General features: G+C 71.6%; 32 protein-coding genes and 1 pseudogene. 24 read left to right on the plus strand and 9 right to left on the minus strand.

The window, feature by feature from the left end; translation table 11 throughout:
- Positions 1–136: 136 nt before the first annotated feature.
- Positions 137–313 carry a hypothetical protein gene (locus VMS22_07565; GenBank protein HXJ33886.1) on the plus strand — a complete coding sequence of 59 codons (177 nt, stop codon included), beginning with the start codon at positions 137–139 and terminating at the stop codon, positions 311–313.
- A gap of 47 nt (positions 314–360) precedes the next feature.
- Positions 361–846, plus strand: a complete 486-nt coding sequence (locus VMS22_07570) for a 4Fe-4S binding protein (GenBank protein HXJ33887.1) — start codon at positions 361–363, stop codon at positions 844–846.
- A gap of 13 nt (positions 847–859) precedes the next feature.
- Here the strand turns inward: VMS22_07570 and hisG are convergent, their stop codons facing one another.
- Both hisG and hisI read right to left on the minus strand, forming a co-directional pair.
- Positions 860–1,741 carry an ATP phosphoribosyltransferase gene (gene hisG, locus VMS22_07575; GenBank protein ID HXJ33888.1) on the minus strand — a complete coding sequence of 294 codons (882 nt, stop codon included), beginning with the start codon at positions 1,739–1,741 and terminating at the stop codon, positions 860–862.
- Entirely contained in the window at positions 1,734–2,099 is a 366-nt protein-coding gene (gene hisI, locus VMS22_07580) for a phosphoribosyl-AMP cyclohydrolase (protein HXJ33889.1), read from the minus strand. Before hisI ends, hisG begins: the two co-directional genes overlap by 8 nt.
- A gap of 88 nt (positions 2,100–2,187) precedes the next feature.
- On the opposite strand from hisI, the gene lpxD reads away from it, so the two are divergent.
- From lpxD to holA, 14 genes are all read left to right on the plus strand, one after another.
- The gene (gene lpxD, locus VMS22_07585; protein ID HXJ33890.1) at positions 2,188–3,201 is read left to right on the plus strand and encodes a UDP-3-O-(3-hydroxymyristoyl)glucosamine N-acyltransferase; all 1,014 of its coding nucleotides are present in this window, start codon (positions 2,188–2,190) and stop codon (positions 3,199–3,201) included.
- Positions 3,202–3,266: 65 nt separating this feature from the next.
- A complete protein-coding gene (locus VMS22_07590) occupies positions 3,267–3,815 on the plus strand; it encodes a DUF177 domain-containing protein (GenBank protein HXJ33891.1) in 549 nt (182 codons plus the stop codon).
- Positions 3,816–3,998, plus strand: coding sequence for a 50S ribosomal protein L32 (rpmF, locus tag VMS22_07595; GenBank protein HXJ33892.1), 183 nt, complete (start codon positions 3,816–3,818; stop codon positions 3,996–3,998).
- Between the two features lie 8 nt (positions 3,999–4,006).
- Positions 4,007–4,936: an ACP S-malonyltransferase gene (gene fabD / locus VMS22_07600; protein HXJ33893.1), complete on the plus strand. Its 930-nt coding sequence runs from the start codon at positions 4,007–4,009 to the stop codon at positions 4,934–4,936.
- Positions 4,933–5,682, plus strand: coding sequence for a 3-oxoacyl-[acyl-carrier-protein] reductase (fabG, locus tag VMS22_07605; protein HXJ33894.1), 750 nt, complete (start codon positions 4,933–4,935; stop codon positions 5,680–5,682). Before fabD ends, fabG begins: the two co-directional genes overlap by 4 nt.
- A 12-nt stretch (positions 5,683–5,694) precedes the next feature.
- Positions 5,695–5,931 (plus strand): acyl carrier protein, encoded by a 237-nt coding sequence (gene acpP, locus VMS22_07610; GenBank protein ID HXJ33895.1) that lies wholly within the window; start codon positions 5,695–5,697, stop codon positions 5,929–5,931.
- Positions 5,928–7,178, plus strand: a complete 1,251-nt coding sequence (gene glyA / locus VMS22_07615; GenBank protein ID HXJ33896.1) for a serine hydroxymethyltransferase — start codon at positions 5,928–5,930, stop codon at positions 7,176–7,178. Before acpP ends, glyA begins: the two co-directional genes overlap by 4 nt.
- 6 nt (positions 7,179–7,184) lie before the next feature.
- Positions 7,185–7,712 (plus strand): transcriptional regulator NrdR, encoded by a 528-nt coding sequence (nrdR, locus tag VMS22_07620; protein ID HXJ33897.1) that lies wholly within the window; start codon positions 7,185–7,187, stop codon positions 7,710–7,712.
- On the plus strand, positions 7,709–8,863 hold the full coding sequence (ribD, locus tag VMS22_07625) for a bifunctional diaminohydroxyphosphoribosylaminopyrimidine deaminase/5-amino-6-(5-phosphoribosylamino)uracil reductase RibD (protein HXJ33898.1): 1,155 nt from the start codon (positions 7,709–7,711) through the stop codon (positions 8,861–8,863). Before nrdR ends, ribD begins: the two co-directional genes overlap by 4 nt.
- Before the next feature lie 10 nt (positions 8,864–8,873).
- The gene (ribA, locus tag VMS22_07630) at positions 8,874–10,091 is read left to right on the plus strand and encodes a GTP cyclohydrolase II (protein HXJ33899.1); all 1,218 of its coding nucleotides are present in this window, start codon (positions 8,874–8,876) and stop codon (positions 10,089–10,091) included.
- Positions 10,092–10,101: 10 nt separating this feature from the next.
- Positions 10,102–10,575 carry a 6,7-dimethyl-8-ribityllumazine synthase gene (gene ribH / locus VMS22_07635; protein ID HXJ33900.1) on the plus strand — a complete coding sequence of 158 codons (474 nt, stop codon included), beginning with the start codon at positions 10,102–10,104 and terminating at the stop codon, positions 10,573–10,575.
- Positions 10,576–10,578: 3 nt separating this feature from the next.
- Entirely contained in the window at positions 10,579–11,028 is a 450-nt protein-coding gene (gene nusB, locus VMS22_07640) for a transcription antitermination factor NusB (protein HXJ33901.1), read from the plus strand.
- Positions 11,025–11,603 carry an LPS assembly lipoprotein LptE gene (gene lptE / locus VMS22_07645; GenBank protein ID HXJ33902.1) on the plus strand — a complete coding sequence of 193 codons (579 nt, stop codon included), beginning with the start codon at positions 11,025–11,027 and terminating at the stop codon, positions 11,601–11,603. Before nusB ends, lptE begins: the two co-directional genes overlap by 4 nt.
- Positions 11,604–11,707: 104 nt before the next feature.
- The gene (gene holA, locus VMS22_07650; GenBank protein HXJ33903.1) at positions 11,708–12,616 is read left to right on the plus strand and encodes a DNA polymerase III subunit delta; all 909 of its coding nucleotides are present in this window, start codon (positions 11,708–11,710) and stop codon (positions 12,614–12,616) included.
- Between the two features lie 5 nt (positions 12,617–12,621).
- Here holA and rpsT read toward each other — a convergent pair whose 3' ends face one another.
- Positions 12,622–12,903 carry a 30S ribosomal protein S20 gene (rpsT, locus tag VMS22_07655; protein ID HXJ33904.1) on the minus strand — a complete coding sequence of 94 codons (282 nt, stop codon included), beginning with the start codon at positions 12,901–12,903 and terminating at the stop codon, positions 12,622–12,624.
- Positions 12,904–12,918: 15 nt separating this feature from the next.
- Positions 12,919–13,746 carry a nucleoside triphosphate pyrophosphohydrolase gene (gene mazG / locus VMS22_07660; GenBank protein HXJ33905.1) on the minus strand — a complete coding sequence of 276 codons (828 nt, stop codon included), beginning with the start codon at positions 13,744–13,746 and terminating at the stop codon, positions 12,919–12,921.
- A gap of 83 nt (positions 13,747–13,829) precedes the next feature.
- Between mazG and grxC the strand changes: the two genes are divergently transcribed.
- On the plus strand, positions 13,830–14,087 hold the full coding sequence (gene grxC, locus VMS22_07665) for a glutaredoxin 3 (GenBank protein HXJ33906.1): 258 nt from the start codon (positions 13,830–13,832) through the stop codon (positions 14,085–14,087).
- Positions 14,088–14,149: 62 nt separating this feature from the next.
- Positions 14,150–14,839 carry a TIGR04282 family arsenosugar biosynthesis glycosyltransferase gene (locus tag VMS22_07670; GenBank protein ID HXJ33907.1) on the plus strand — a complete coding sequence of 230 codons (690 nt, stop codon included), beginning with the start codon at positions 14,150–14,152 and terminating at the stop codon, positions 14,837–14,839.
- Here VMS22_07670 and VMS22_07675 read toward each other — a convergent pair.
- The 4 genes and pseudogenes from VMS22_07675 to VMS22_07690 form a co-directional block, all read right to left on the minus strand.
- Positions 14,775–16,223, minus strand: a complete 1,449-nt coding sequence (locus VMS22_07675) for a cold shock domain-containing protein (GenBank protein HXJ33908.1) — start codon at positions 16,221–16,223, stop codon at positions 14,775–14,777. The two genes, VMS22_07670 and VMS22_07675, sit on opposite strands and share 65 nt — an antisense overlap.
- 144 nt (positions 16,224–16,367) lie before the next feature.
- On the minus strand, positions 16,368–17,012 hold the full coding sequence (purN, locus tag VMS22_07680; protein HXJ33909.1) for a phosphoribosylglycinamide formyltransferase: 645 nt from the start codon (positions 17,010–17,012) through the stop codon (positions 16,368–16,370).
- A 19-nt stretch (positions 17,013–17,031) separates the two neighbouring features.
- Positions 17,032–17,475, minus strand: coding sequence for a hypothetical protein (locus tag VMS22_07685; protein HXJ33910.1), 444 nt, complete (start codon positions 17,473–17,475; stop codon positions 17,032–17,034).
- Between the two features lie 90 nt (positions 17,476–17,565).
- Positions 17,566–17,751 (minus strand): annotated as a pseudogene (locus tag VMS22_07690) (double zinc ribbon domain-containing protein).
- 65 nt (positions 17,752–17,816) lie between these two features.
- Here VMS22_07690 and VMS22_07695 point away from each other — a divergent pair.
- From VMS22_07695 to greA, 3 genes are read left to right on the plus strand one after another with little or no spacing between them, the layout of a single operon-like run.
- Positions 17,817–17,954, plus strand: coding sequence for a hypothetical protein (locus VMS22_07695; GenBank protein HXJ33911.1), 138 nt, complete (start codon positions 17,817–17,819; stop codon positions 17,952–17,954).
- 25 nt (positions 17,955–17,979) lie between these two features.
- Complete coding sequence (locus VMS22_07700; protein ID HXJ33912.1) at positions 17,980–18,435, plus strand: GatB/YqeY domain-containing protein; 456 nt, start codon at positions 17,980–17,982, stop codon at positions 18,433–18,435.
- Positions 18,436–18,446: 11 nt separating this feature from the next.
- Positions 18,447–18,935, plus strand: a complete 489-nt coding sequence (greA, locus tag VMS22_07705) for a transcription elongation factor GreA (protein ID HXJ33913.1) — start codon at positions 18,447–18,449, stop codon at positions 18,933–18,935.
- A gap of 3 nt (positions 18,936–18,938) precedes the next feature.
- Here greA and VMS22_07710 read toward each other — a convergent pair whose 3' ends face one another.
- On the minus strand, positions 18,939–19,955 hold the full coding sequence (locus VMS22_07710) for a galactose-1-phosphate uridylyltransferase (protein ID HXJ33914.1): 1,017 nt from the start codon (positions 19,953–19,955) through the stop codon (positions 18,939–18,941).
- A gap of 91 nt (positions 19,956–20,046) precedes the next feature.
- Here VMS22_07710 and VMS22_07715 point away from each other — a divergent pair, with 91 nt between their 5' ends.
- The 3 genes from VMS22_07715 (at position 20,047) to nusA (ending at position 23,828) form a co-directional block, all read left to right on the plus strand.
- A complete protein-coding gene (locus tag VMS22_07715; GenBank protein ID HXJ33915.1) occupies positions 20,047–21,843 on the plus strand; it encodes a long-chain fatty acid--CoA ligase in 1,797 nt (598 codons plus the stop codon).
- Positions 21,844–21,973: 130 nt separating this feature from the next.
- Entirely contained in the window at positions 21,974–22,471 is a 498-nt protein-coding gene (gene rimP / locus VMS22_07720) for a ribosome maturation factor RimP (protein HXJ33916.1), read from the plus strand.
- A gap of 16 nt (positions 22,472–22,487) precedes the next feature.
- On the plus strand, positions 22,488–23,828 hold the full coding sequence (gene nusA, locus VMS22_07725; GenBank protein HXJ33917.1) for a transcription termination factor NusA: 1,341 nt from the start codon (positions 22,488–22,490) through the stop codon (positions 23,826–23,828).
- Positions 23,829–23,845: the final 17 nt, after the last annotated feature.

Raw genomic sequence — 23,845 nt, forward strand, 5'->3', positions numbered from 1 at the left:
CGCGACATCGAAGCGGGCTGCATGTTCGAAAAGCCCGACACCTAAAGCGGAAGGCTCTTAGCGCGAAGGGTGCGGCCGGTGCAAGCAATGACCGTGCGGCGTTGACAGCCCGGTGGGCCTTCGGTACGCATCGGTCATGGAGGCCTTCTGGCAGTTCGTCGACATCCTCGTGAAGCCGGACAACATTCCGATCGTCTTCATGATGGTGCTCGTGCTGTTCTTCACCTGGCTCGGCTTCAAGCAGGCGCTCCGCAACGACCGCCTGATCGAGCAGGGGCGTGAGGACGAGATCCTGAAGGAGATGCAGCGCTAGACCCACGGGGTTTGTCGCACCCGCACCCCTCTGGTACGGTTTCCCCCATGCCCTTCACGATCGTCGCCGAGAACTGCACCGGGTGCACCGCCTGCGAGAAGCGGTGCCCGACGCGTGCCATCAGCGGCGAGCCCAAGAAGGCGTTCCTGATCGAGCACACCCTGTGCATCGACTGCGGGGCCTGCGGTGTCATTTGCCCCGACGAGGCGATCCTCGACACCTACGGCAACGTCACCAAGGTCCTGAAGCGCCAGGAGCGGCCGATCGCGATCGTCCACCCGGACAATTGCAACGGCTGCGGCGTCTGCGTCGACGTGTGTCCGTTCGACTGCATCTACCCGTCGCCCGGCAACCAGGCGAACTACCTCGGGCGCGTCGAGGTCGACGAGAAGACCTGCGTCGGCTGCAAGCTGTGCGAGGAGGTCTGCGGCTGGGAGGGCATCTACATCATGCCCGGCAAGGAGAAGGAGGCGTTCCTCGCCTCCCTCGGATACGACGCTGCCCCCGACGCCGGCGACTCCGACGCCGCGTAGCGCCCCGCGGACGTCAGCCGACGATCTTGTTGAGCGGGTACTCGATGATGCCGACGGCCCCGGCGCGCAGGAGCTGGGGGATCAAATCGCGGACCGTCGCCTCGGCGATCACGCTCTCGACCGCGCACCAGTCCGTTCCATAGAGGTTCGAGACCGTCGGCGACGTGATCGCCGGTAGGAGCGCGATCACCGTCTGCAGCTTCGCGGTCGGCACGTTCATCTTGAGGCCGACCTGGGCCTCGGCGCGCAGGGCGCCCTGCAGGAGGAGGCCGATCTGCTCGATCTTCTCCCGCTTCCACGCCGTCTTCCACGCGCTCTTGTTCGCGATCAACTGCGGCACCGACTCGAAGAGCTCGGCGACGATGCGCAGGCCGTGGGCGCGGATCGTCGAGCCGGTCTCCGTCACCTCGACGATGGCGTCGACGAGCCCCTCGGCCACCTTCGCCTCCGTCGCGCCCCACGAGAACTCGATGTGCACGTCGATGTTGCGCTGGGCGAACCAGCGCTTCGTGTAGCCGACGAGCTCGGTGGCGATCCGCTTGCCGCGCAGATCCTCGGGTTTCTTCACCGGCGAATCGCCGGCCACGACCAGCACCCAGCGCGTCGGGCGGAGGCTCGTCTTGGAGTAGACCAGCTCCTGCGCGACCTCGACCTGCGCGTCGTACTCGAGCACCCAGTCGCGTCCGGTGATGCCGGCGTCGAGCGTGCCGCCCTCGACGTAGCGTGCCATCTCCTGCGCGCGCACGAGCAGGCAGCGCAGCGCCGGATCGTCGACGCGCGGGAAGTAGCTGCGCTCGTCGACGCTGATCTTCCACCCCGAGCGGCGGAAGAGCTCGACCGTCGCGTCCTGGAGGCTGCCCTTCGGGACGCCGAGCTGGAGGATGCGCTCAGCCACGGTTCGGCTCCGCGATCCGCTCGGCGACGACCCGCCACTCGCCGTTCTCGACGCGACGGAAGAAGCAGTTCCGATATCCCTCGTGGCAGGCGGCGCTCGTCTGCTCCACCTTCAAGAGCACGCAGTCGGCGTCGCAGTCGACGTAGATCTCCTTCACGTGCTGCACGTGGCCGGAGCTCTCGCCCTTCACCCACAGGGCGTTCCGCGACGTGCTCCAGTAGGTCGCCCGGCCGGTCTCGAGCGTATGCCGCCACGCCTGCTCGTTCATGTAGGCGACCATGAGGATCTCGCCGTTCGTGGCATCCTGCGCGATCGCCGTCACGAGGCCGCCACGCTTGGCGAAGTCGGGCTGCGGCATGACGCGGTTCGTTAGCATGCGCCCCGGAGCAAGGCGAGCGCGGGCGCGGAGTTGGACGCCTCGGAGGGGGTGGGCTAAACGTCCGCGCATGCGGCTCGCCGACATCGCGGCGCGCGTCGGCGGTACGCTCGACGGTGACGGCGACGTCGAGGTGCGCGGCGTCTCGTCGATCGAGGAGCCCCGCCCGGGGACGCTCACGTTCCTCGCCGACCCGAAGCACGCGCCGCTCCTGCGCTCGACGACGGCCGCGGCGGTGCTCCTGCCACCCGATGCCCCGCGGCCCGGCGTCCCATCGGTGCGCGTGCCGAATCCGCAGCTCGCGTTCGCCGAGGTCGTGGAGCTCTTCCATCCCGCCGAGCGGCCGGCGCCTGGCATCCATCCGACGGCCGTCGTCGCGCCGAGCGCTCGCCTCGGCGCGAACGCGTCGATCGGACCGCACGCGATCGTCGGCGACGGCGTCGTGCTCGGCGACGACGCCGTGCTGCACGCCGGCGTGGTCCTCTACCCGCGCGTGCAGGCGGGCCGCCGCTTCACTGCCTTCGCGCGCGTCGTCGTGCGCGAGGACGTGCGCATCGGCTCCGGCGTCACGATCCACGCGGGCGCCGTCGTCGGGAGCGACGGCTTCGGCTACGTCCCGGCACCCGACGGCATCCGCAAGATCCCGCAGGTGGGAACGGTCGTGATCGAGGACGACGTCGAGATCGGCGCCAACGCCACGATCGATCGGGCCGCGCTGGGTGCGACCACGATCGGCCGCGGCACCAAGATCGACAACCTCGTCATGGTCGCGCACGGCTGTCAGATAGGCCCGTACTGCCTGCTGGCTGCGCAGACGGGCCTGGCCGGAGGGACGACGCTCGGGACCGGCGTCATGCTCGGCGGCCAGGTCGGATCGGCAGGGCATCTCACGATCGGCGACGGTGCGAAGGTCGCGGCCAAGTCGGGCATCCACGGCGACCTCGGCGCGGGTGGCACGTACGGCGGCATTCCCGCGATCGAGATCCGGCAGTGGCGTCGCGGCATGACGGCGCTGACGCGTCTGGCCGAGCTGCTCCGCCGCGTCCGCCGCCTCGAGCGCAAGGCCGGCATCGACGACGAATGAGGGCCGAGGCGGGTTTGCCCCGCCCATCCCCGTAGTTATACTCCCGCTTTCTTCCCGACCCCGCCATGAAGATCGCTCTCGACAAGATCACGGCCGTGTCGACGCCGCTCGTGTACCGGGAGGACGCCGAGTCGCTGAACGCGCGCCTGCACGAGGGCGGCGGTACCGACGACTTCCGGTTTCCCGCCGGCCTCGGCGCCGACCTCCGTCACTATCGCGCGGGGCTCGACGTCGTGTTCGAAGGGCGGCTGCGCGGCGAGGCCGAGGGCACGTGCGGTCGCTGTCTCGAAGCGTACCGGCTGCCGTTCGATGCACCGCTGCGGGTCGTGCTCGCGCCTCGCGCCAGCGCCGGGGAGGGTGAGGGCGACGACGATCTCGGCCTCGGCTTCTACGACGGCGAGGAGATCGACGTGACCGGGCTCGTCGTCGAGCATGCGATTCTCGCGCTGCCGACGATCCCGCTCTGCCGGGAAGACTGTCGCGGGCTCTGCCCGCACTGTGGTGTCAATCACAACCTGCGTCCGTGCACCTGCGCGACGGAGACGAGCCCCCGCATCGGCGGGCTCGCGGCGCTCGCGAATCTGAAGGTCACCGACGTACGAGGAGGAAGGTAAATGGGTCTCCCCAAGCGCCGAACGTCGTCGACGAAGCGGGACAAGCGGCGCGCACACGATGCGCTCGTGGCGCCGCACGTGATCACGTGCTCGCAATGCGGCGAACGCACCCTGCGGCATCGCGCCTGCGCCCACTGCGGGACGTATCGCGGCCGCCAAGTGATCGCTGCGAAGGAAGCCTGACCCTGGGCGTGCCCGCGGTCTGCGTATTCCCTGGCCAGGGAGCACAGCGGGTAGGGATGGGCCGCGATCTCGCGGAGGGCTTTGCCTGCGCGCGGTCGGTGTTCGACGAGGTGGACGAGCGCCTCGGCTTCGTGCTCTCGCGGCTGTGCTTCGAGGGGCCGGCCGAGACGCTGGCGCTCACCGAGCATGCGCAGCCGGCGATCCTCGCGGTGAGCATCGCCGCGTGGCGGGTCCTCGGCGAGACGACCGGCGTGCGGCCGGTCGCGGTCGCCGGCCACAGCCTCGGGGAGTGGAGCGCCCTCGTCGCCGCCGGCGCGCTCCAGCTCGGCGACGCGGCCGAGGGGGTCCGCGCGCGCGGCCGTCTCATGCAGGAGGCGGTACCGGTCGGCGTCGGCGCGATGGCCGCCGTCATGGGGCTCGCGCTCCCGGTCGTCGAGGAGCTCTGCGCCGAGGCGGCCGAGGGCGAGGTCCTCGCGCCGGCGAACCTGAACGGCGGGGGACAGATCGTGGTCGCCGGCCACGCGGCGGCGGTGGAGCGCATGGTGGCGCTGGCCGCGACGCGCAAGGCGCGCGCGCAGCGGCTCGCCGTGAGCGCGCCGTTCCACTGCGCGCTCATGCGTCCCGCGGGCGAGGGGCTCCGTCCGGTGCTCGCGCGCTGCCGGTTCACGGAGCCCGAGATGCCGGTCGTGTCGAGCGTCGACGCGCGCGCGGTGACCTCGGCGGCGGAGCTTCCGGAGCTGCTCGAGCGCCAGGTGACCGCGCCGGTGCGCTGGGAGGAGACGGCGCGAACCCTCGCCAGCTACGGGGCGCCGATCGCGCTCGAGGTGGGGCCCGGGCGAACCCTCTCGGGGCTCATGAAGCGCATCGTGCCCGACATGCGCGGCATTCCGGCCGGCGACCTCGAAGGCCTCGCGATGGCCAAGGAGGCGCTCGCGTGAGCACGCCGCTCGCGGGCCAGGTGGCGCTCGTGACCGGCGGCTCGCGCGGCATCGGGCGGGCGATCGCGGCGCGCCTCGCGCGCGACGGTGCGGCGGTCGCGCTCACGTACGTCGCGCAGGAGGCCGCCGCCGCGGACGCCGTTCGCGCGATCGAGGCCGCGGGCGGTACGGCGGCGGCCTTCGGCTTCGACGTGACGCAGGCCGATGCGGTCGCGGCAGGCGTCGACGCCGTCGTCCAGCGCTTCGGGCGCCTCAACGTGCTGGTCAACAATGCGGGAGTCACCGGCGACGGGCTCGTCCTGCGCTGCAAGGAGGCCGACTGGCGCCGCGTGCTCGATACGAACCTCACGGGGGTGTTCTTGTGCACGAAGGCGGCCCTGCGCGGCATGGTCCGGGCGCGTTACGGGCGCATCGTCAACCTCACGTCCGTCGTCGCCGAGATGGGCAACGCGGGGCAGGCGGCCTATGCGGCCGCCAAGGCCGGGGTCGTCGGGTTCACGCGCTCGGTGGCGCGCGAGGTCGGCTCCCGCGGCATCACCGTCAACGCAGTCTCCCCCGGCTTCATCGAGACCGACATGACGGCGGCGTTGACGGACCCACAGCGCGCAGCCTACACGACCCTGATCCCGGCCGGCCGGCTGGGGGCGGTAGACGACGTGGCGGCGGCGGTGGCTTTCCTCGCCTCGCCGGAGGCGGGATACGTGACCGGGCACGTCCTGGACGTGAACGGCGGCTTGTACATGTGAAGGAGGAACGGGATGGCAACCAGCGTGGAGCAGCGGGTCAAGGAGATCATCTGTGAGCAGCTCGGAGTGAGCGAAGATCAGGTGACCCCGCAGGCGTCGTTCATCGAAGACCTGGGCGCCGACTCGCTCGACATCGTCGAGCTGGTGATGGCGCTCGAGGAAGAGTACGACATGGAGATCTCGGACGAGGAGGCGGAGAAGATCCGCACCGTCCAGGACGTCGTGAACTACATCGAGAGCCACAAGTGACCTCACCGCTCGCCGCCGCCGACCCGGCCGTCTTCGACGCGATCCGCAAGGAAACCGAGCGGCAGGAGTACGGCCTCGAGCTGATCGCGTCCGAGAACTACGTGAGCGAGGCCGTGCTCGAAGCCCAGGGCTCGGTGCTCACGAACAAGTACGCCGAGGGCTATCCCGGCAAGCGCTACTACGGCGGATGCGAGTTCGTCGACGACGTCGAGGTCCTCGCGCAGGATCGCGCGAAGCAGCTCTTTGCCTGCGAGGCCGTGAACGTCCAGCCCCACTCGGGCTCGCAGGCGAACATGGCCGTGTACTTCTCCCAGCTCCAGCCGGGCGACACGATCCTCGCCATGAACCTGCAGCACGGCGGGCACTTGACGCACGGCAACCCGGCCAACTTCTCGGGTAAGTTCTTCAAGGTCGTGCCGTACGGCGTGCGCGAGTCCGACGGCCGCATCGACATGGAGCAGGTCGCCCACCTCGCGCGCACCGAGCGGCCGAAGATGATCGTCGTCGGGTACTCGGCCTATCCGCGCCAGCTCGACTTCGCCGCCTTCCGCAAGATCGCCGACGAGGTCGGCGCGCAGATCATGGCGGACGTCGCCCACTTCGCGGGGTTGGTGGCGGCCGGCCTCCATCCGTCGCCCATCCCCCACTGCGAGTTCACGACCACCACGACCCACAAGACGCTGCGCGGCCCGCGCGGCGGCATGATCATGGGGAGCGAGGCGAAGATGAAGGCCGTCAACGCGTCGGTCTTCCCCGGCAACCAGGGTGGGCCGCTCATGCACGTGATCGCCGCCAAGGCGGTCGCCTTCGGCGAGGCCCTGCGCCCGGAGTTCGCGGCCTACCAGCGCCAGATCGTGAAGAACGCCAAGGCCCTCGCCGAGGGGCTCATGAAGCGCGGCCTGCGCCTGTGCTCCGGCGGGACCGACAACCACCTCATGCTGATCGACCTGCGCGGCACCGAGCTCACCGGCAAGCTCGTCCAGGAGTCGCTCGACAAGGCGCACATGACGGTCAACAAGAACACCGTGCCGTTCGACCCCCGTTCGCCGTTCGTCACCAGCGGCGTGCGCATCGGGACGCCGGCGGTGACCACGCGCGGCATGAAGGAGGCGGAGATGGACGTCATCGCCGACCTCATGGTGCGTGCCTTCGGCGTGGTCGGGGACGACGGGAAGCTCGCCGCCATCGCCGCCGAGGTGCGCGACCTCTGCAACCGCTTCCCGATCTACCGCCGCCGCCTCGCCTGACGCGCCATGCAGTGCCCGATGTGCCGGGCTCCGGACAGCCGCGTGATCGACTCGCGCCTGGGGAAGGAAGGCGACATGATCCGTCGCCGGCGGCACTGCGACGGCTGTGGGCATCGCTTCACGACCTACGAGCGCGTCGAGGTCGCGCTCCCGATGGTGGTGAAGAAGGACGGCCGCCGGCAGCCGTTCGACCGCGGGCGCATCGTCTCGGGCCTCCGGCGGGCCTGCGAGAAGCGGCCGGTCTCGGTCGACACGATCGAGGAGGTCGCGAGCCAGATCGAACGCCAGACGCTCGAGCGCGGCGAGAGCGAGGTCACGAGCCGGCAGATCGGCGAGGCGGTGATGGCCGCCCTGCACGACCTCGACGCCGTCGCCTACGTGCGCTTCGCGTCGGTCTATCGCGAGTTCCGCGACGTGCACGAGTTCATGCACGAGCTCGAAGAGCTGATCGCAGCCCGCAGCGCCGGCGCGCGGCGACCCAAAGCGGGGCGAACGTCGCCGACCACGCAGCGGCGCTCGCGGTCGCGCGCGTGAGCCCGCGGACGAGGTCGCGCGACACCGACGCGCGCTGGATGGCGCGCGCGGTCGCGCTCGCAGGGCGCGCGCTCGGACGGACGTTTCCCAACCCCCCGGTCGGCGCGGTGTTCGTGAAGCGCGGGCGCGTCGTGGGCGAGGGCTGGACGGCGCCGGCGGGCGGCCCGCACGCCGAGATCGCCGCGCTCCGTCGCGCCGGCGCTCGCGCCCGCGGTGCCGATCTCTACGTCACGCTCGAGCCGTGCGCGCACGTCGGACGGACGCCGCCGTGCGTCGATGCGCTGCTGCCGCTCGGCCTGCGACGCGTCGTCATCGCGGCCGTCGATCCCAACCCGCGGGTTCGGGGCCGCAGCATCCGCCGCCTGCGCGCGGCCGGCGTGCGCGTCACCGTCGGGATCGGGAGGGACGAGGCGGATGCGCTCACCGCCGGGTACCGGTCGCGCCTCCTGCGCGGTCGTCCGCTCGTGACGCTGAAGCTCGCGACCTCGCTCGACGGGCGCATCGCCGCGCGCTCGGGCGACGCGCGCTGGATCACGGGACCCGCCGCGCGACGCCGGGCCCACGTCCTGCGCGACGTGCACGACGCGGTCGTGGTCGGCGCGGGGACGGTGCGCGCCGACGACCCCCGCCTCACGTGTCGCATCGCCGGCGGGCGCGACCCGATCCGGGTCGTCCTGTGCGGCGCGGGGGTGTCGTTGCCGGCGAAGGCCCAGGTGCTCGCTCGCGGCGGCGCGCCCACGTGGATCGTGGCGCCGCGCGGCGCGAGCCCGTCGCGCGTCGAGCGCCTGCGACGGCGAGCGGCCCAGGTGATCCTCATCCCCGCGCGGCGGGGGCGGATGGCGTTCGGTGACGTCGTGGGGGCGCTCGGCGCGCGCGGGATCACCTCGGTGCTGGTCGAGGGCGGCGCGGTCGTCGCGCGCGATGCGCTACGCGCCGGCGTCGTCGATCGCGTCGTGTGGTTCCTGGCGCCGGCGCTGCTCGGGGGCGACGCGGTGCCGGCCGTCGCCGGGCTCGGCATCGATCGGGCGCGCGATGCCGTGCGCCTGGTCGACGCCCGCGTGGCGCGCCTCGGCGGCGACCTCGTGCTCACGGCCTCGGTGGCCGGCCGGAACGGGCGGCGACCCTTTGCCTCCTCGTGGCCACCGCGGTAGGCTCGCGCCGATGACCGCGGCGGATCGCAGCCGAGCGACGCTCGAGCGGTTGCGCACCGGTGGTGTCGTGCTGATCGTCGACGACGCGACCGATCCGGCGCAGGCGTCGCTCGTGTGCGCGGCGGCTCGCGTGACGCCGTCCGCCATCAACTTCATGGCGACGCACGGGCGCGGGCTCGTCTGTCTCACGATGGCACGCGAGCGGATGCGCCAGCTCGGGATCCCCCTGATGACGTCGGAGCTCAGCCACGGGCCGGTGCGCTACGGCGCGTCGATCGAGGCGCGGCGGGGCGTGTCGACCGGCATCAGCGCCGCCGATCGCGCCACGACGATCCTCGCCGCCGTGGCGCGCGACGCGACCCCGGCCGAGCTCGTCATGCCGGGGCACGTGACGCCGATCCAGCTCACCGCGGGCGGCTCGCTGGTGCGTGCGGCCACCGCCGAGGCCGCGAGCGATCTCACGCGCCTCGCCGGCGCCGGGGTCGAGGCCGTCCTGTGCGAGGTGCTCGGGCGCGACGGCGACCTCGCGGGCGAGGCCGAGCTGGCGGCGCTCGCGCGCGAGCAGGAGCTGCCGCTCGTCACGGTGACCGACGTGATCCAGATGCGCTTGCGCTCCGACACGCTCGTGCGCCGCGTCGCCGAGGCGATGCTGCCCATGGGTGACGGACCGACGTTCCGCGCCATCGTCTACGACAACAGCATCGATCAGCACCAGCACATGGCGCTCGTCCTGGGCGACGTGCGCGACGGCGACGATGTGCTGGTCCGCCTGCACTCGGAGTGTCTCACCGGCGACGTGTTCGGCTCCGAGCGCTGCGATTGCGGCGACCAGCTCCAGCAGGCGATCGACCTCATCGTCGCCGAAGGGCGCGGCGTGCTCGTGTACCTCCATCAGGAGGGACGCGGCATCGGCCTCGCGAACAAGATCCGCGCCTACGCCCTGCAGGACCGCGGTCGCGACACGGTCGAAGCGAACCTCGAGCTCGGCTTCCGCGAGGACCTGCGCGACTATGGCATCGGTGCACAGATCCTGCGCGACCTCGGCGTCGAGCGCGTGCGCCTGCTCACCAACAACCCGCAGAAGATCGCGGGTCTCGAGGCGTACGGCGCGACGGTGGTCGCGCGGACGCCGCTCGAGGTGGCGCCGCACGCCGGCAACATCGAGTACCTGCGCACCAAGCAGGCGAAGCTCGGCCACCTCCTCTCCGGCCTGGCGCCGCGCGGCTGACGGTCGAGCGGTGCCCCGAACGTTCCACGCCGAGCCCAAGGGCCACGGGCTCCGGATCGGGATCGTGGTTGCCCGCTTCAACCAGGCGGTGACCGACGCGCTCCTCCACGGCGCGGTCGGCGCGCTCACGGCTGCGGGCGTCGCCGACGACGCCATCGACGTGACCGTCGTGCCCGGCGCCTACGAGCTGCCGCTCGGCGCGCAGCGCCTCGCATCGACGGGGCGGTACGACGCAATCGTCTGCCTGGGTGCGGTCGTGCGCGGCGGCACACCGCACTTCGACTACGTTGCCTCGGCGGCGACCCTCGGGATCGGCGAGGTGGCGCGGCGCTTCGATCTCCCGGTGGCGTTCGGCGTCCTCACGACCGACACGATGGACCAGGCGCTCGCGCGCGCCGGGGGCGATCACGGCAACAAGGGGCACGACGCGGCCGTCACGGCGCTCGAGATGGCGCAGGTGCTGCGCCTCCTGAACCGGTACTGAGCCATGGGGGGCCGTCGGTTCGGACGCGAGCTCGCGCTGCAGGCGCTCTACAAGCTCGACATGCTGGGCGACGCGGCCGGGCCGGGGTCGCTCGGCCTCTTCTGGGAGCACCTGGTTCCGGAGGACGCCGCGCGCGGCGGCGAGAGCGAGACGTTCGCACGCGAGCTCGTCGAGGGAGTGCTGGCCCATCGCGAGCGGATCGACGAGCTGATCGCGGCGGCCGCGGAGCACTGGCAGCTGCCGCGCCTGTCGCGGGTGGACCTCAATCTCCTGCGCGTGGCGACGTTCGAGCTGATGGAGCGCCCCGACATTCCGGCCGCCGTCACGATCGACGAGGCGATCGAAGTGGCGCGGCGATTCGGGAGCGAGGACTCGCCCGCCTTCGTCAACGGCGTGCTCGATCAGATCGCGGGCGTCGTGGGCGCAAAGGATCGGGCCGGGAGGACGCCGTGACACGCCGGGGCGTACTGGCCGTGTGGCTGCTCGTGAGCGGGTGCGGCTACCACTTCGCCGGCGCCGGCACGACCGTCCCGAGCGGCGCGCGCACGCTCAGCATCGCGCTCTTCGGCAACCGGACGCGCGAGCACGGGCTCGAGGTGAACCTCCGCCGCAAGCTCGCCGAGGAGTTCCGTCGCCGCGGGCCGCTGGAGCTCGTATCGGATCGCGACGGCGACGTCCTCCTCGCGGGCACCATCCGGCACTTCTCCACCATTCCGGTGGCGTCGACCGCCAACTCGGAGGCCGTGCAGTTCCAGGGCGTCATCCAGATCAGCTTCCGCCTGACGGAGCGTACGACGGGCCGCCTGCTCTACGAGAACAAGCTGCTGCAGGAGAGCCTCGACTTCGGAGCGGTCAACACCGTGGTCGTGACCAGCTCGCCGCGCTTCCAGCGCGGCACGATCGACTCGCGCGACCTCGCCCAGATGACGAACGTGCAGCTGGGCGAGACCCGCCGCCGCGAGACGCTCGACGATCTGCTCGAGCTGCTGGCGCGCGACATCTACCTCCAGAGCATGGAGGGGTTCTGAGCGCCTTTCGGCGCGGTGCGGCCGCCGCGGGCCCCGATCCGGCGGTCGCGATCGAGCGCGAGCCCCTCCGACCCTTCTATCTCCTGCACGGCGAGGAGACGTTCCTGCTCGAGCGCGGCCTCGATCGCCTGCGCGCGCGCGTGGTCGGGTCCGGCCGCACCGACGCCGTCGCCGTCGTGTGGGGCGACGACCCGGACGAGCGGGTGTCCGCGGCGCTCGTCGACCTCGCGTCGCCGTCGCTCTTCGGCGGCGTCTCGCTCCTCGTCGTGCGGCGGGCCGAAGCCCTGGCGGCCGCGCAGGACGACGAGGTGCTGGCGTTGCTCCCACGCCTCGGCGACGGGGCGCGCCTGGTGCTCGTCGCGAAGGCGCTCGATCAGCGCCGACGTCTGCACGCGACCTGTGCGAAGGGCGGAGCCGCGCTCGGGTTTTCGCGCTTGCCGGACCTGCGAGCCGCGGGCGGCTGGGTGACGGCGCTGGCGCGCGAGCGCGGTCACGCGATCGCGGCGCCCGCGATCGAGATGCTGCTCGCGCGCGTCGGCGTCGATTGCGCGCGTCTCGACGACGAGATCGAGAAGCTCTCCCTCCACGTCGGCCCGCGTGCGACGATCGAGCAGCGCCACGTGGAAGACCTCGTCGCCGCGAGCCGGGCCCACGCGATCGAGGAGCTGACCGATCGCCTCGCGCGACGTGATGCCGCAGGCGCCATTCGCACGCTGCGCGGGCTCGTCGCCTCCGGCGAACCGCCGATCCGTGTCCTCGCGTTCCTGGCCGCGAACCTGCGTCGCGCGCTCCACGTGGCGGAGCTGATGGCCATGGGGCTCCGCGAGGAGGAGATCGCGGCCCGTCTCGGCATGCCCGCCTGGCTCGTCGGCCGCAACGCGCGGCGCGGCGCGCCGGCGGACCTGGAACGTGCGCTCGACGTGCTGCTCGAGCTGGACGCCGCCCTCAAGTCGTCACGACCGGAGGCCGCGGTTTTCGAGCGGAGCCTGCTGGCGATCGCCGGCGCGGCCTGAGCGGATCAGCCCTTCAGGGCGTGGGCCGCGCGCGCGAGACGCGAGATCTTGCGCGCGGCGGTGTTGCGGTGGATCAGCCCCTTGCTGACGGCCTTGTCGAGGGCCCGCGTCGCTGCGGCGACGGCGTCGCGCGCAGCGGCGGCCTTCTGGTCGACCAGCTCGCGCGCGGAGCGGACCTCGTGCCGGAGCCGGGTCTTGAGGGCCTTGTTCCGGACCCGCCGCTTTTCGCTCTGGCGGTGCCGCTTCAATGCAGATGCATGCTGAGCCACGGGGGCGCGACCTACCACGCAGGTACGGACCGGTCAAACTTGCGACGCGGACTTTCGCGACACGGCATCGGTCGCCGTCTTCGCGTCACGCCACAAGCGATCCCGCTCGTCCGGATCGAGCGCGGCGAGCGTCCGGCCGGCGGCGGCCGCGGCCTGCTCGACATGGCGCACGCGGGCTGCCAGCCGGTCGGTCGCCTCGCCGAGCGCCAGCTCGGCGGACACGTCGAGGTGACGCGCCACGCTCGCGAGCGTCAGCAGGAGATCGCCCACCTCGCGCCGCGCCGCGACCGTGTCGCCCGCCGCCAGGGCCGCGGCCAGCTCGGCCCGCTCGTCGTCGAGGACTTCCAGCACGGCACCGACGTCGCGCCAGTCGAAGCCCACGTGCGAGAGGCGGTCGCCCACCTTCTGCGCGCGGGCGAGGGCCGGTAGCGCGCGCGGCACGCCGCCCAGCACGCCGGCGTCGCCGCCGCCCGCGCGGCGCTCCTCGGCCTTGATCGTCTGCCAGTTCCGCATCACGTCGTCTGCGCCCCCGACCCGGACGTCGCCGAAGACGTGCGGGTGGCGGCGCTCGAGCTTGTCGGCGATCGCCGTCGCCACGTCGGCGATCGTGAACTGCCCCGCCTCGCGCGCGATCTCGGCGTGGAAGACGATCTGGAGGAGGAGATCGCCGAGCTCGTCGCGCAGTGCCGCGGGGCTGCCGTGCTCGATCGCGTCGAGCACCTCGTACGTCTCCTCGAGGAGGTAGGGGCGCAGGGTCTGCGGCGTCTGCTCGCGATCCCAGGGACAACCCCCGGGCGCGCGCAGGCGCGCCATGATGTCGACCAGTCGGCCCAGCGCGCGTGTCGTCGTGGCATCGGCCATGCGCCCGCGCTATCGGCCGACCGGGCTGGAGTCAACGCCGCTCGCCTTGCGTCACGGACGGCCAGTGATTAACCCTGGGCGGGATGGCTCGCGTCGAGATCTACACGGCCCCGTCGTGTCCGTATTGCGTACAAGCGAAGCGCCTGCTCGCCGAGCGCGGGATCCCGTACGAGGAGTTCGACGTCGCCGGCGACGCCGAGCTGCGAGCAGGCATGATGGAGCGCAGCGGGCGGCGGACGGTGCCGCAGATATTCATCGACGGCCGGTCGATCGGGGGGTTCGAGGAGCTGGCGGCGCTCGACGCGGCGGGTGAGCTCGGCGGGCTCACCGGCGCGAGCTGACGACGTCCGCGACCCGGGCGCGACGATCGCGGCGGCCGACCACGTCCGCAGCGATCGTCGTTCTGGCGAAGCATCCCACCCCGGGCCGCGTGAAGACGCGTCTCGCCGCCGCGATCGGGGCCGTGGCGGCGTGCCGCCTCTACCGAGCCTTCGTGCGCGATCTCGCACGACGCCTCGGCAAGGGGGGATTCGGTGTCTGGTGGGCGTTCACGCCCGCCCGCGCGCCGTTCCGGTCGCTGGTGGCGACGCCCCGCTGCTTCCCGCAGCGCGGCCGCGACCTCGGCGCGCGCATCCACCACGCGCTCGCGCACGTGGCGCGCGAAACCGGCGCGCCGGCCATCGCCCTCGGCGCCGACGCGCCGCATGTTCCGCTGCGAGCGCTGGCGCGGGCGTCGCGCGCCCTCGCCGCCGGTGGCGACGTCGTGCTCGGGCCTGCGCGCGACGGGGGCTACTACCTGATCGGCGTTCGCCGTCCGGCGCGTGCCGCGTTCGAGGGGATCCCGTGGAGCACCGACCGGGTGCTCGGGGCGACCCGCCGTCGCTGTCGCGCGCTCGGCCTTCGCCTCGTCGAGGTCGCGCCCTCGTTCGACGTCGACGACGAGCACGACCTGCGGGCCCTCGCGCGATTGATCGCGCGCCGGCCGCACGAGTTTCCCGCCACGCGCGCCGCCCTGCGGCGGCTCGGCCTCACTCGCCGAGGCGGATGGCTTCGGCCTGGGGCTTCCCCTTCTTCGGGTTGTGCCCGACGATGAAGCTGACCGACGTGCCGGGCTCGATGCGCGTCACGCCGTCCGGACACTGCGTCACGTGGAAGAAGAGCGTCTGCCCGTCGCCGTAGCGCACGAACCCGAAGCCCTTCTCGGCGAAGAACCGATCGACGACGCCGCTCACGCGGTCGCGCACGCGCATGTCGACGCGCGCGTCATTGAGCGGTGCCAGCGCTTCGGGCAGGGGCGGGTCGGCGGGCGGGGTCAGAACGCTCGCCACCTGGCCCTCGAGTGCTTCGGCGCGACCCAGCAGCGTCGAATCGTCGGAGAGCAGGCGTCCGAGCTGCCGCAGATGGGCGGCCGCCTCGGTGGGACGGCCCAGACGCTCGGCCAGATCGGCGGCCAGGCGCAGCCCGTCGGCGAAGCCGCCCTCGTGCCGGCACGCGAGCGCCTGCTGGACCTGCTCGTAGGCGGCGAAGGGACGGTTGCAGGCGACCTGGAGACGCGCGATCTCGAGCCGGACGATGGGCTCGGCGCTCTGAACCTGGCGGAGCGCTTCGGCGAGGGAGAGGGCGGCGGCGTGGTAGTCGTGCGTCACGTGGGTGTGGAAGCGCCCCAGCGAGAGGTAGGCGAACGCCCCGCGCGGTAGCGAGATCGCGCGCCGGTAGGCCGCCTCGGCGGCGTCGCGCTCGCCGAGCAGCTCGTGGACTCGTCCGAGCCGTTCCCAGACGTAGCTGGAGGTGGGGTCGAGCTCCTTCGCCTGCTCGAAGAGGTTGCAGGCGCCTTCCTGATCGCCGCGGCGCAGGAGCAGCTCCCCATGGCATGCGAGCAGGTGCTCCGGACGGATCGCCGGCGGCTCGGTCTCGCCGTCGAGCGTCCGGCAGACGTCGAGCGCTTCGTGCGCCGCGTCGAAGTCGCCGAGATCGCGAAGCACGCGCGAGAGGTGGAACAGCACCTGAACCTGGACGCCGCGCCCGCGTGCACGCTGGTCCGGGCCCGCCTCCTCCCAGACCCCGCGGGCTCGGGCGAGCGCTTCGACCGCTTCCCGCGGGCGGTGGAGCTTCTCGAGGCAGTAGCCGCGCCGGAACAGACAGAGGTGGTAGGTGGGGAAGGACTGGAGCGCGCGATCGTACCAGCGCAGCGCCTTGGTCCACTTCTTCTTGCGCTGGAAGTACCAGCCGATGGCGCAGTGGAAGACGGCGGCGCGGCGCGGCGCCAGGTCGGCACAGCGCAGCAGGTAGCGCTCGACCTTGTCCTCGTTGCCGAGCATCCCGAAGGCCCGGCCGATCTCGTAGAGCAGCTCGGTCGAGCTCCAGGTCTCCTCTTCGGGCAGATCGTCGAGGTGCCCGTAGCGGGCGACGATCGTGTGATGATCGCCTCGGCTCGCCAAGGCACGGATCTCGGCGAGCATCCGATCGATGTCCCCCATCTCCTCGGCCTCCTCCCCGCCGCGAGGCCACACTGCCCGCGCCCCCGCGACCGGCCCTCAACCACCTCACCCGGTGCTCAGCCAATTCCCCGACTGATAAGCCGTGTACCAACAGGTTATGTTGCGAGCAAGCGCCGGTCCGGCTCAGGCGCGGCGGACGAGCGGCGGGGGCAGGGGAGGCCGGGTGCCGCCGATGCGCACGTGGCGCCCCTCGACGGTGAGCCGGCCCTCGGCGAAGAGCTGGATCGCGGCCGGGTAGATCTGGTGCTCGACCGCGAGGATGCGCGCCGTCAGCGTCTCGGGCGTGTCGTCCTGGTCCACCGGGACGGCGGCCTGCAAAATGATGGGTCCGTGGTCGACGTCGGCGTCGACGAAGTGGACGGTGGCGCCCGCCACACGCACGCCGTACTCGACCGCCTGCCGCTGGGCGTGGAGGCCCTTGAACGCCGGCAGCAGGGCGGGGTGGATGTTGATGATCCGCCCGGGAAACGCGGCCAGAAGGACCTGGGTCACCAGCCGGTCGAAGCCGGCCAGGACGACCAGCTCGATGCCGGCCGCCCTCAGCCGCGTCGCGAGAGCCGTCTCGAAGCTCGCGCGGTCCGCGAAGGCGCGGTGGTCGATCACCTCGGCGGCAATCCCGGCGGCGCGGGCACGCTCAAGGCCCCGCACGTCCGGGCGGTTCGAGATGACCACGCCGATGCGGGCATCCAGCGAGCGGTCGGCGATGCGATCGATGATCGCCTGCAGGTTCGTCCCACTGCCCGAGATGAGCACGCCCAGGGTGATCACGGCGCCGCTCTACCGCGCCTCAGGGGGTGCGTCCAACCGTGTAGAGGACGACGCGCGTGGCGCCGGCGGCGTGCAGCGCCGCGGCGCACGCGTCGGCCGTCGCGCCGGTGGTGAGGACGTCGTCGACGAGCACGATCTCGCGGTCCCACACCGCCCCGGGCTGGCGGACCGCGAAGGCGCTGCGCAGATTCATGCGTCGCGTGTGGGCGTCGAGGCCCGCCTGCGGCGGGGTCGGACGCACGCGGGCGAGCGCGCGCACGGCGACGGGCAGGGCGCTCGCCCGCGCGAGTGCGCGGGCGAGCAACGCCGCTTGGTTGTAGCCGCGCTCGCGGAGGCGGCTCCGGTGGAGCGGGACCGGCACCACGACCGCACCAGGCGGAGCGGGGTGGCGCCGGCCGAGCTCGGCTCCGAGACAGCGGGCGACCGGCCGCGCCCCGCGGTACTTCAAGGCTCGCACGGCCACCGCGAGCGGATTGAGACGGGTATCGTCCGCGATGTACAATCCGAGTGCGCAGGCCGCATCGAAGACGGGGGGATGGGTCGCGCATCCGGAGCAGGTCCGCGACGCAGGGGGTGTGGGAATGCCGCAGCGAGGGCAGAGGGCGTGGGTGGGCATGCGGAGGCTCGCCCAGCACGCGTCGCACAGGGCTCGCTCGTGCCCGACGGGCAGCGGTGCATCGCACGCGGCACAGTCCCGCGGAAACAGGACGTCCGCCACGATCGTGCCGACTCCGCCCATGACGACGGCCGGATGTGGCGACCCGAGCGATCTGATGCAACGGATGCGATGAGGAGGATGGGACGATGCGAGCGTTTCTGTTCGGCATAGCGGTGGGAGCGATCGGGATGTATCTGAACCTCATGGGCTTCGGCCCGATCGTCGAGCACTTCCGGGGCTGGTGGTATCGCGCGTCGGCCCCGCACGCCACGACTTTACAATAGGAATGCTTCTGCTTACCGTACGTCGGTGCCTCTCACCGAGGAAGGGCTGGGCGCGGATCTCACGGCCGCGATGAAGGCGCGCGACATGCCGCGCGTCTACGTGCTGCGCGGGCTGATCACGGCGGCCAAGAACCTGAAGGTCGAGCGCCGGGGCGCGGCGCTCGCCGAAGCCGACCTCGTGCAGCTCGTCCGCAAGGAGATGCGCAAGCGCGAGGAAGCCGAGGAGTTCGCGACCAAGGCCGGGCGCACCGACGTGGTCGAGCAGAACCGCGCCGAGCGGCAGTTGCTCGAGGTGTACGTGCCCGCGCTGCTCGCGCCCGAGGAGCTCGAGCGCATCGTGCGCGCGATCGCCGGCGAGCTGCCGAGCCCGACCATCGGCGCGGTCATGAGCGCGCTGCGTGAGCGGCACGCGGGACGATTCGACGGGAAGCTCGCCAGCGACGTGGCACGTCGCGTGATCGCCGGAGCCGGCGGCGCCTGAGAGACGACGACATGGAACTGCCGATCCTGGCGAAGCTCAAGAAGGAGCTCGCGGACCTGAGGCACGAGCTCACGTTCAAGCTGCCGAAGGAGCTCCAAACCGCGGCCGCGCACGGCGATCTCTCGGAGAACGCCGAATACGAGGCGGCCAAGCACCGCCAGGACTTCGTCCGCTCGCGCATCGCGCAGCTCGAGAGTCGCATCCGCGAGCTGGCGATGTACAACGTCGCGTCGATTCCGCGTGGTGTGGTGGCCTACGGGAGCCGCGTCACCGTCGCCGACGTCGATACGGGCGACGAGGTGCTCTACCGCATCGTCTTTCCGGAAGAGGTCGACGCGGCGCGCGGGCACATCTCCCTGTCGTCGCCGATCGGTCGCGCCCTCATGAGCAAGACCGAGGGTGACGAGGTCGAGGTGCAGACGCCGAGCGGCAAGCGCACCTACCAGATCATGGTGCTCGTCACCCTGCACGAGCAGGACGAGGGCACCGGCGAGGCGTGAGCGTCAGCGCGCCGGCTCGGTGCCGGCACGCCGCAGCGCATCGGCCGCCGCCTCGGGCGGCACGGGATTCGAGTAGATCCCGGTCGCCCACTCGATCCCGAGCTCGTGACCGAGGAGCGGGACGATCTCCCAGTGCCAGTGGAAGTCCACGCTGTCGGGCTGGTCGAGCGGCCCCGTGTGGAGCACCACGCTGTACGGGACGTCGTCGAGCACGCGACGCAGGCGCCCGACGACGTCCACCAGCAGCGTGCCGAGCGGCGCCAGGGCGTCGTCCTCGCTGCGGCCGAAGTCCGCCGCGTGTGCCGACGGTAGCACCCACACCTCGTAAGCATGCTCGGACGCGAAAGGTGCGAGGGCGACGAAGCCCGGCTGCTCGGCGACGACGCGGGTTCCCGCGTGTCGCTCCTCGGCGAGCTGATCGCAGAAGGCGCACCGCTCCTTGCGCCGGTAGTACTCTCGCGCGCCGGCCATCTCGTCCTCCACACGCTTCATCGCGAACGGCGTCGCGACGACGTGGGAATGCGCGTGCGAGAAGCGGCTCCAGGCGGCGCCGCGATTCATCAGCACGAGGATGTGACGGAAGCGCGGGTCGCGCCGGAGGTCGCGCGAGCGGTCGCGGTAGACCCCCAGCAGGCACGCCATGTGTGCCGGGGTGAAGTCCGCCCAGCCGCACGCGTGGTCGGGCGTATCGATCACCAGCTCGTGCGCGCCCACGGCGTTCATGTAGTCGAACATGCCGACGGCCCGGCGGCCGAGCTCGCCCTCGATCCGCAGCAGCGGATGGCGATCGGGCGTGACGCGTACCGCCCAGCCGGCGCCGTCGCCGACCCGGGCGACCTCGATCGGGTTCATCGCCTCCTGCCCCGGACAGAAGGGACACTGGCCCGGCGCGGCGGCGTCGGCGGCGATGCGGCGAGGCGCGAGCTCGCTCGCGTGCTCGGGCGCGATGATCACCCAGCGGCGCAGGATCGGGTCGCGCCGCAGCTCGGATGTGGTGGGACGATCGGAAGGGGTCGGCATGGTCGGCTTGGCGGGTACGGGGCGCGTATTATACGGTGCCTCCGCGTCGCGCCAGGCGCGGCGCGAGCCATCCGTTCGGAGGGGGGACGACGTGGCGTACGCGAACCTCGCGCAGATGTTCTTCACGCGGGCCGACCAGCTCGCCGATCGCCCGCGCTACCGCTACCACGACGCTCAGGGCTGGCGCGAGGTCACGTGGGGCGAGATGCGCGATCGCGTGCGGGCCATCGCCGCGGCGCTCGTCGACGACGGCGTGCGACCCGGCGATCGCGTCGGGCTCCTTTCGGCGACGCGACCCGAGTGGATGGAGATCGACTTCGCGATCCTCGCGTGCGGCGCGCTCACCATCCCCGTCTACCACTCCGTGCTGCCCGACGAGTGTGGCTACATCGTGGCCAACGCCGGCGCCGATCGTCTCTTCGTCGAGAACGCGAAGCTGCGCGGAAGGGTCGAGGCGGTGGCACGCGACGGCTTCGAGCTGGACGGCGTGCGCCGTCCGGTCTCGATCCGGTCCATCACGACGGTCGAGGGCACGGGTCCGCAGACGCTCGGCGATCTCCTCGAGCGCGGACGCTCGCTGCTCGGCCGCCACGGCGCCGAGATCGAGCGACGGATCGCGAAGCTCGGGCGCTCGGACCTCGCGACCATCGTCTACACGTCGGGCACGACCGGTCCGCCGAAGGGCGTCCCGCAGACGCACGGCAACCACCTGGCCACCGTCGAGGCGACGCTGCGCATCGGGACCCTGCGCGAGGGTGACGTCGACTTCTTCTTCCTGCCGCTTGCGCACTCGTTCGCCCGCCTGCTCGAGTACTGCGGCATCGCGGCCGGCACGACGACGGCCTTCGCCCGCTCGATCGACACGTTGATCGAGGACATCCCGGCGGCCAAGCCCAACGTCGTCCCCGCCGTGCCGCGCGTCTACGAGAAGGTGTACGGGCGCATCCAGGCCAAGCGCGACGCGGGAAGCGGCGTCCAGCAGGCGATCTTCGACTGGGCGGTCGGCGTCGGACGGCAGCGCAGCGAGCTGCAGGCGGCCGGCAAGCCGATCCCGCTCTGGCTGCAGGTCGCCGACGCGATCGCGCACCGCCTCGTCTTCTCGCGCATCCACTCGGTGCTGGGCGGCAACATCCGCTTCATGCTCTCGGGCGGGGCGCCGCTCGCGCGCGACATCGCCGAGTTCTTCCACGCCGTGGGCATCCCGATCTTCGAAGGGTACGGTCTCACCGAGACGACGCCGGCGCTGACGGTGAACCATCCCGACCGCTATCGCCTCGGAACCGTCGGCACGGTGCTCGACTGCTGCGAGATCCGGATCGCCGACGACGGCGAGATCCTCGCCCGCGGCGCGAACGTGGCGAGCGGCTACTACGAGCGCCCCGACGCCACCGCCGAAGCCTGGGACGCGGACGGCTGGTTCCACACCGGGGACATCGGCGAGATCGACGCCGACGGATTCCTGCGCATCACCGACCGCAAGAAGGACCTGCTCAAGACCTCGGGCGGGAAGTACGTGGCGCCGCAGAAGATCGAGAACCTGCTGAAGCTCCAGCCGCACGTCAGCCAGGCGGTCGCGATCGGCGACAACCGCAAGTACTGCACGGCTCTGGTCACCCTGGACCTCCCGGAGGTCGAGCGGTGGGCGGCGGCGCAGGGGCTCCAGGTCGACCCGGCCGACCTGCACGCCCACCCGGCCGTCCGGAAGCTGATCGAGTCCGAGGTGGCGGCAGTCAACCAAAGCCTCGCGTCCTGGGAGTCGATCAAGTACGTGCGCATCCTTCCCGGGGACTTTTCGACCGAGACCGGCGAGCTGACGCCGAGCCTGAAGCTGAAGCGCAAGGTGATCGCGCAGCGCTACGCAGCCGACATCGAGTCGATGTACCAGTAGCCCGCATTCCCTCGTTTTTCGCGACGTTGCGGCTCCGTGGGACGCATGTTATATGCTCACGGTTTCCCGGCTTCACTCACCAGCAGAAGTGGGCCCCGGCCCACTTTTTCATTTGGAGGAACAGCGTTCGATGGATTGGTCGGCGGTCACCCAGCGCGTCTGGGGGCTCGCGGAGCCCGTCGTCACGGCGGCGGGTCTCGAGCTCGTGGACGTTCAATGTCGTCCCGAGGGCGGGCGCGCGATCCTGCGCCTGCTGATCGACCGGCCGGCGGGTGGCGTCACCATCGACGAGCTCGCGCGCATCTCGCGCGAGCTCGGCAACGTCTTCGACGCGCACGACGCGGTGCACGGTCGCTATCACCTGGAGTGCTCCTCGCCGGGGCTGAACCGCCCCCTGGTACGGGCCGACCACTACCGCCGCGCGCTCGGAAAGCGCGTGTCGGTGCGCACGCGAACGCCGGTCGCCGGCCGGCGGCAGTTCCACGGCGTCCTCGAAGCCGCGACCGACGACGTCGTGACGGTCGCCGATCCCGACGCCGGCACGGTCGCGCTGCCGCTCGCGGACGTCGAGCGCGCCAACATCGAATACGACTTCACGCGACCGGCGCATGCGCCGGCACACGCCTGAGGGTGCGGAGGAACGAATGCTTCCGGATCTGAACCGTGTGATCGAGCAGGTGAGCAAGGAGAAGGGGATCGACCGCCAGATCATCGTCGAGGCCCTCGAGCAGGCGATGCTGTCGGCGGCCAAGCGTACCTTCGGGCTCGACAAGAACATCGAGGCGAAGTTCAACCCCGAGGTCGGCGAGGTCGAGCTGTTCGAGATCAAGCGCGTCGTCGCCGTGATCGAAGACCCCGAGAACGAGGTCATCCTCGCCGAGGCGCGAGCCCACCTCGACCCCGACGCCGAGGTCGGCGACGAGCTGCTGGCGAAGCTTCCGCCGGAGAAGTTCGGCCGCATCGCCGCCCAGGCCGCCAAGCAGAACATCATCCAGCGCGTGCGCGACGCCGAGCGCGACAGCATCTTCAAGGAGTTCAAGACGCGCAAGGGCGAGCTCGCCACGGGCACGGTGCAGCGCTTCGAGAAGAAGAACCTCATCGTGAACCTCGGCCGCGCCGACGCGATCCTGCCCGAGAAAGAGCAGATCCCGCGCGAGCGCTATCGGCAGGGCGATCGCATCCGGGCCTACATCGTCGACGTGGAGCTCTCGAGCAAGGGTCCGCAGATCGTGCTCTCGCGCACACACCCGGGGCTCCTGATCGAGCTCTTCCGGCAGGAGGTCCCCGAGATCTACGAGGGCATCGTCGAGGTGAAGGGCGCGGCGCGCGAGCCGGGCGGGCGAGCGAAGTTCGCCGTCATGTCGCACGATCGCGACGTCGATCCCGTCGGCGCCTGCGTCGGCATGCGCGGCACGCGCGTGCAGGCCGTCGTGCAGGAGCTCCGCAACGAGAAGATCGACATCGTCGAGTGGACGGCGGACCCTGCCGAGTACGTCTGCCGGGCGCTGGCGCCGGCGAAGGTCTCGAAGATCATCCTCGACGAGGACGAGCACGGCATGGAGGTGATCGTTCCCGACGACCAGCTCTCGCTCGCGATCGGGAAGAAGGGCCAGAACGTCCGCCTGGCATCGCGCCTCACGGGCTGGAAGCTCGACGTGCGCAGCGAGTCGGACGCCGAGGACGAGGCGCGGCGCGCCCGCGCGTCGCTCACGGCCATTCCGGACATCGGCGACGTCACCGCCGAGCTGCTCTACCAGAGCGGCTTCAAGTCGTCCGAGGACCTCGCGGCCTCGGACGAGGAGAGCGTCGCCGAGGTCGACGGCATCGGGCCCGAGCGCGCGCCCGGGATCATCGCTGCCGCGCGGGAGCACGTCGCCCGCCTGCAGGCCGAGGCGGCCGAGCTGGCGGCCGCGGCTGCGGCGGCCACGCCGCTTCCCACCGGCGACGAGACGGCCGCCGACCGGCCGGCGGAGGAGACCGAGTGACGCCGGTGCGATCCTGC

This window comes from Candidatus Eisenbacteria bacterium, from assembly GCA_035577985.1.
In the GTDB taxonomy this organism is placed as follows: domain Bacteria; phylum Desulfobacterota; class Binatia; order DP-6; family DP-6; genus DATJZY01.

What these genes read in the sequence shown, in the direction of transcription:
- VMS22_07565 (HXJ33886.1), top strand. Translation starts at nt 137, where the DNA reads ATGGAGGCCTTCTGGCAGTTCGTCGACATCCTCGTGAAGCCGGACAAC.
- VMS22_07695 (HXJ33911.1), top strand. Translation starts at nt 17,817, where the DNA reads ATGCGAGCGTTTCTGTTCGGCATAGCGGTGGGAGCGATCGGGATGTAT.
- VMS22_07675 (HXJ33908.1), bottom strand. Translation starts at nt 16,223, where the DNA reads ATGGGGGACATCGATCGGATGCTCGCCGAGATCCGTGCCTTGGCGAGC.
- rimP (HXJ33916.1), top strand. Translation starts at nt 21,974, where the DNA reads ATGGATTGGTCGGCGGTCACCCAGCGCGTCTGGGGGCTCGCGGAGCCC.
- greA (HXJ33913.1), top strand. Translation starts at nt 18,447, where the DNA reads ATGGAACTGCCGATCCTGGCGAAGCTCAAGAAGGAGCTCGCGGACCTG.
- VMS22_07570 (HXJ33887.1), top strand. Translation starts at nt 361, where the DNA reads ATGCCCTTCACGATCGTCGCCGAGAACTGCACCGGGTGCACCGCCTGC.
- nusB (HXJ33901.1), top strand. Translation starts at nt 10,579, where the DNA reads ATGGGGGGCCGTCGGTTCGGACGCGAGCTCGCGCTGCAGGCGCTCTAC.
- grxC (HXJ33906.1), top strand. Translation starts at nt 13,830, where the DNA reads ATGGCTCGCGTCGAGATCTACACGGCCCCGTCGTGTCCGTATTGCGTA.
- VMS22_07590 (HXJ33891.1), top strand. Translation starts at nt 3,267, where the DNA reads ATGAAGATCGCTCTCGACAAGATCACGGCCGTGTCGACGCCGCTCGTG.
- lpxD (HXJ33890.1), top strand. Translation starts at nt 2,188, where the DNA reads ATGCGGCTCGCCGACATCGCGGCGCGCGTCGGCGGTACGCTCGACGGT.
- rpmF (HXJ33892.1), top strand. Translation starts at nt 3,816, where the DNA reads ATGGGTCTCCCCAAGCGCCGAACGTCGTCGACGAAGCGGGACAAGCGG.
- acpP (HXJ33895.1), top strand. Translation starts at nt 5,695, where the DNA reads ATGGCAACCAGCGTGGAGCAGCGGGTCAAGGAGATCATCTGTGAGCAG.
- hisI (HXJ33889.1), bottom strand. Translation starts at nt 2,099, where the DNA reads ATGCCGCAGCCCGACTTCGCCAAGCGTGGCGGCCTCGTGACGGCGATC.
- mazG (HXJ33905.1), bottom strand. Translation starts at nt 13,746, where the DNA reads ATGGCCGATGCCACGACGACACGCGCGCTGGGCCGACTGGTCGACATC.
- nrdR (HXJ33897.1), top strand. Translation starts at nt 7,185, where the DNA reads ATGCAGTGCCCGATGTGCCGGGCTCCGGACAGCCGCGTGATCGACTCG.
- ribA (HXJ33899.1), top strand. Translation starts at nt 8,874, where the DNA reads ATGACCGCGGCGGATCGCAGCCGAGCGACGCTCGAGCGGTTGCGCACC.
- VMS22_07710 (HXJ33914.1), bottom strand. Translation starts at nt 19,955, where the DNA reads ATGCCGACCCCTTCCGATCGTCCCACCACATCCGAGCTGCGGCGCGAC.
- nusA (HXJ33917.1), top strand. Translation starts at nt 22,488, where the DNA reads ATGCTTCCGGATCTGAACCGTGTGATCGAGCAGGTGAGCAAGGAGAAG.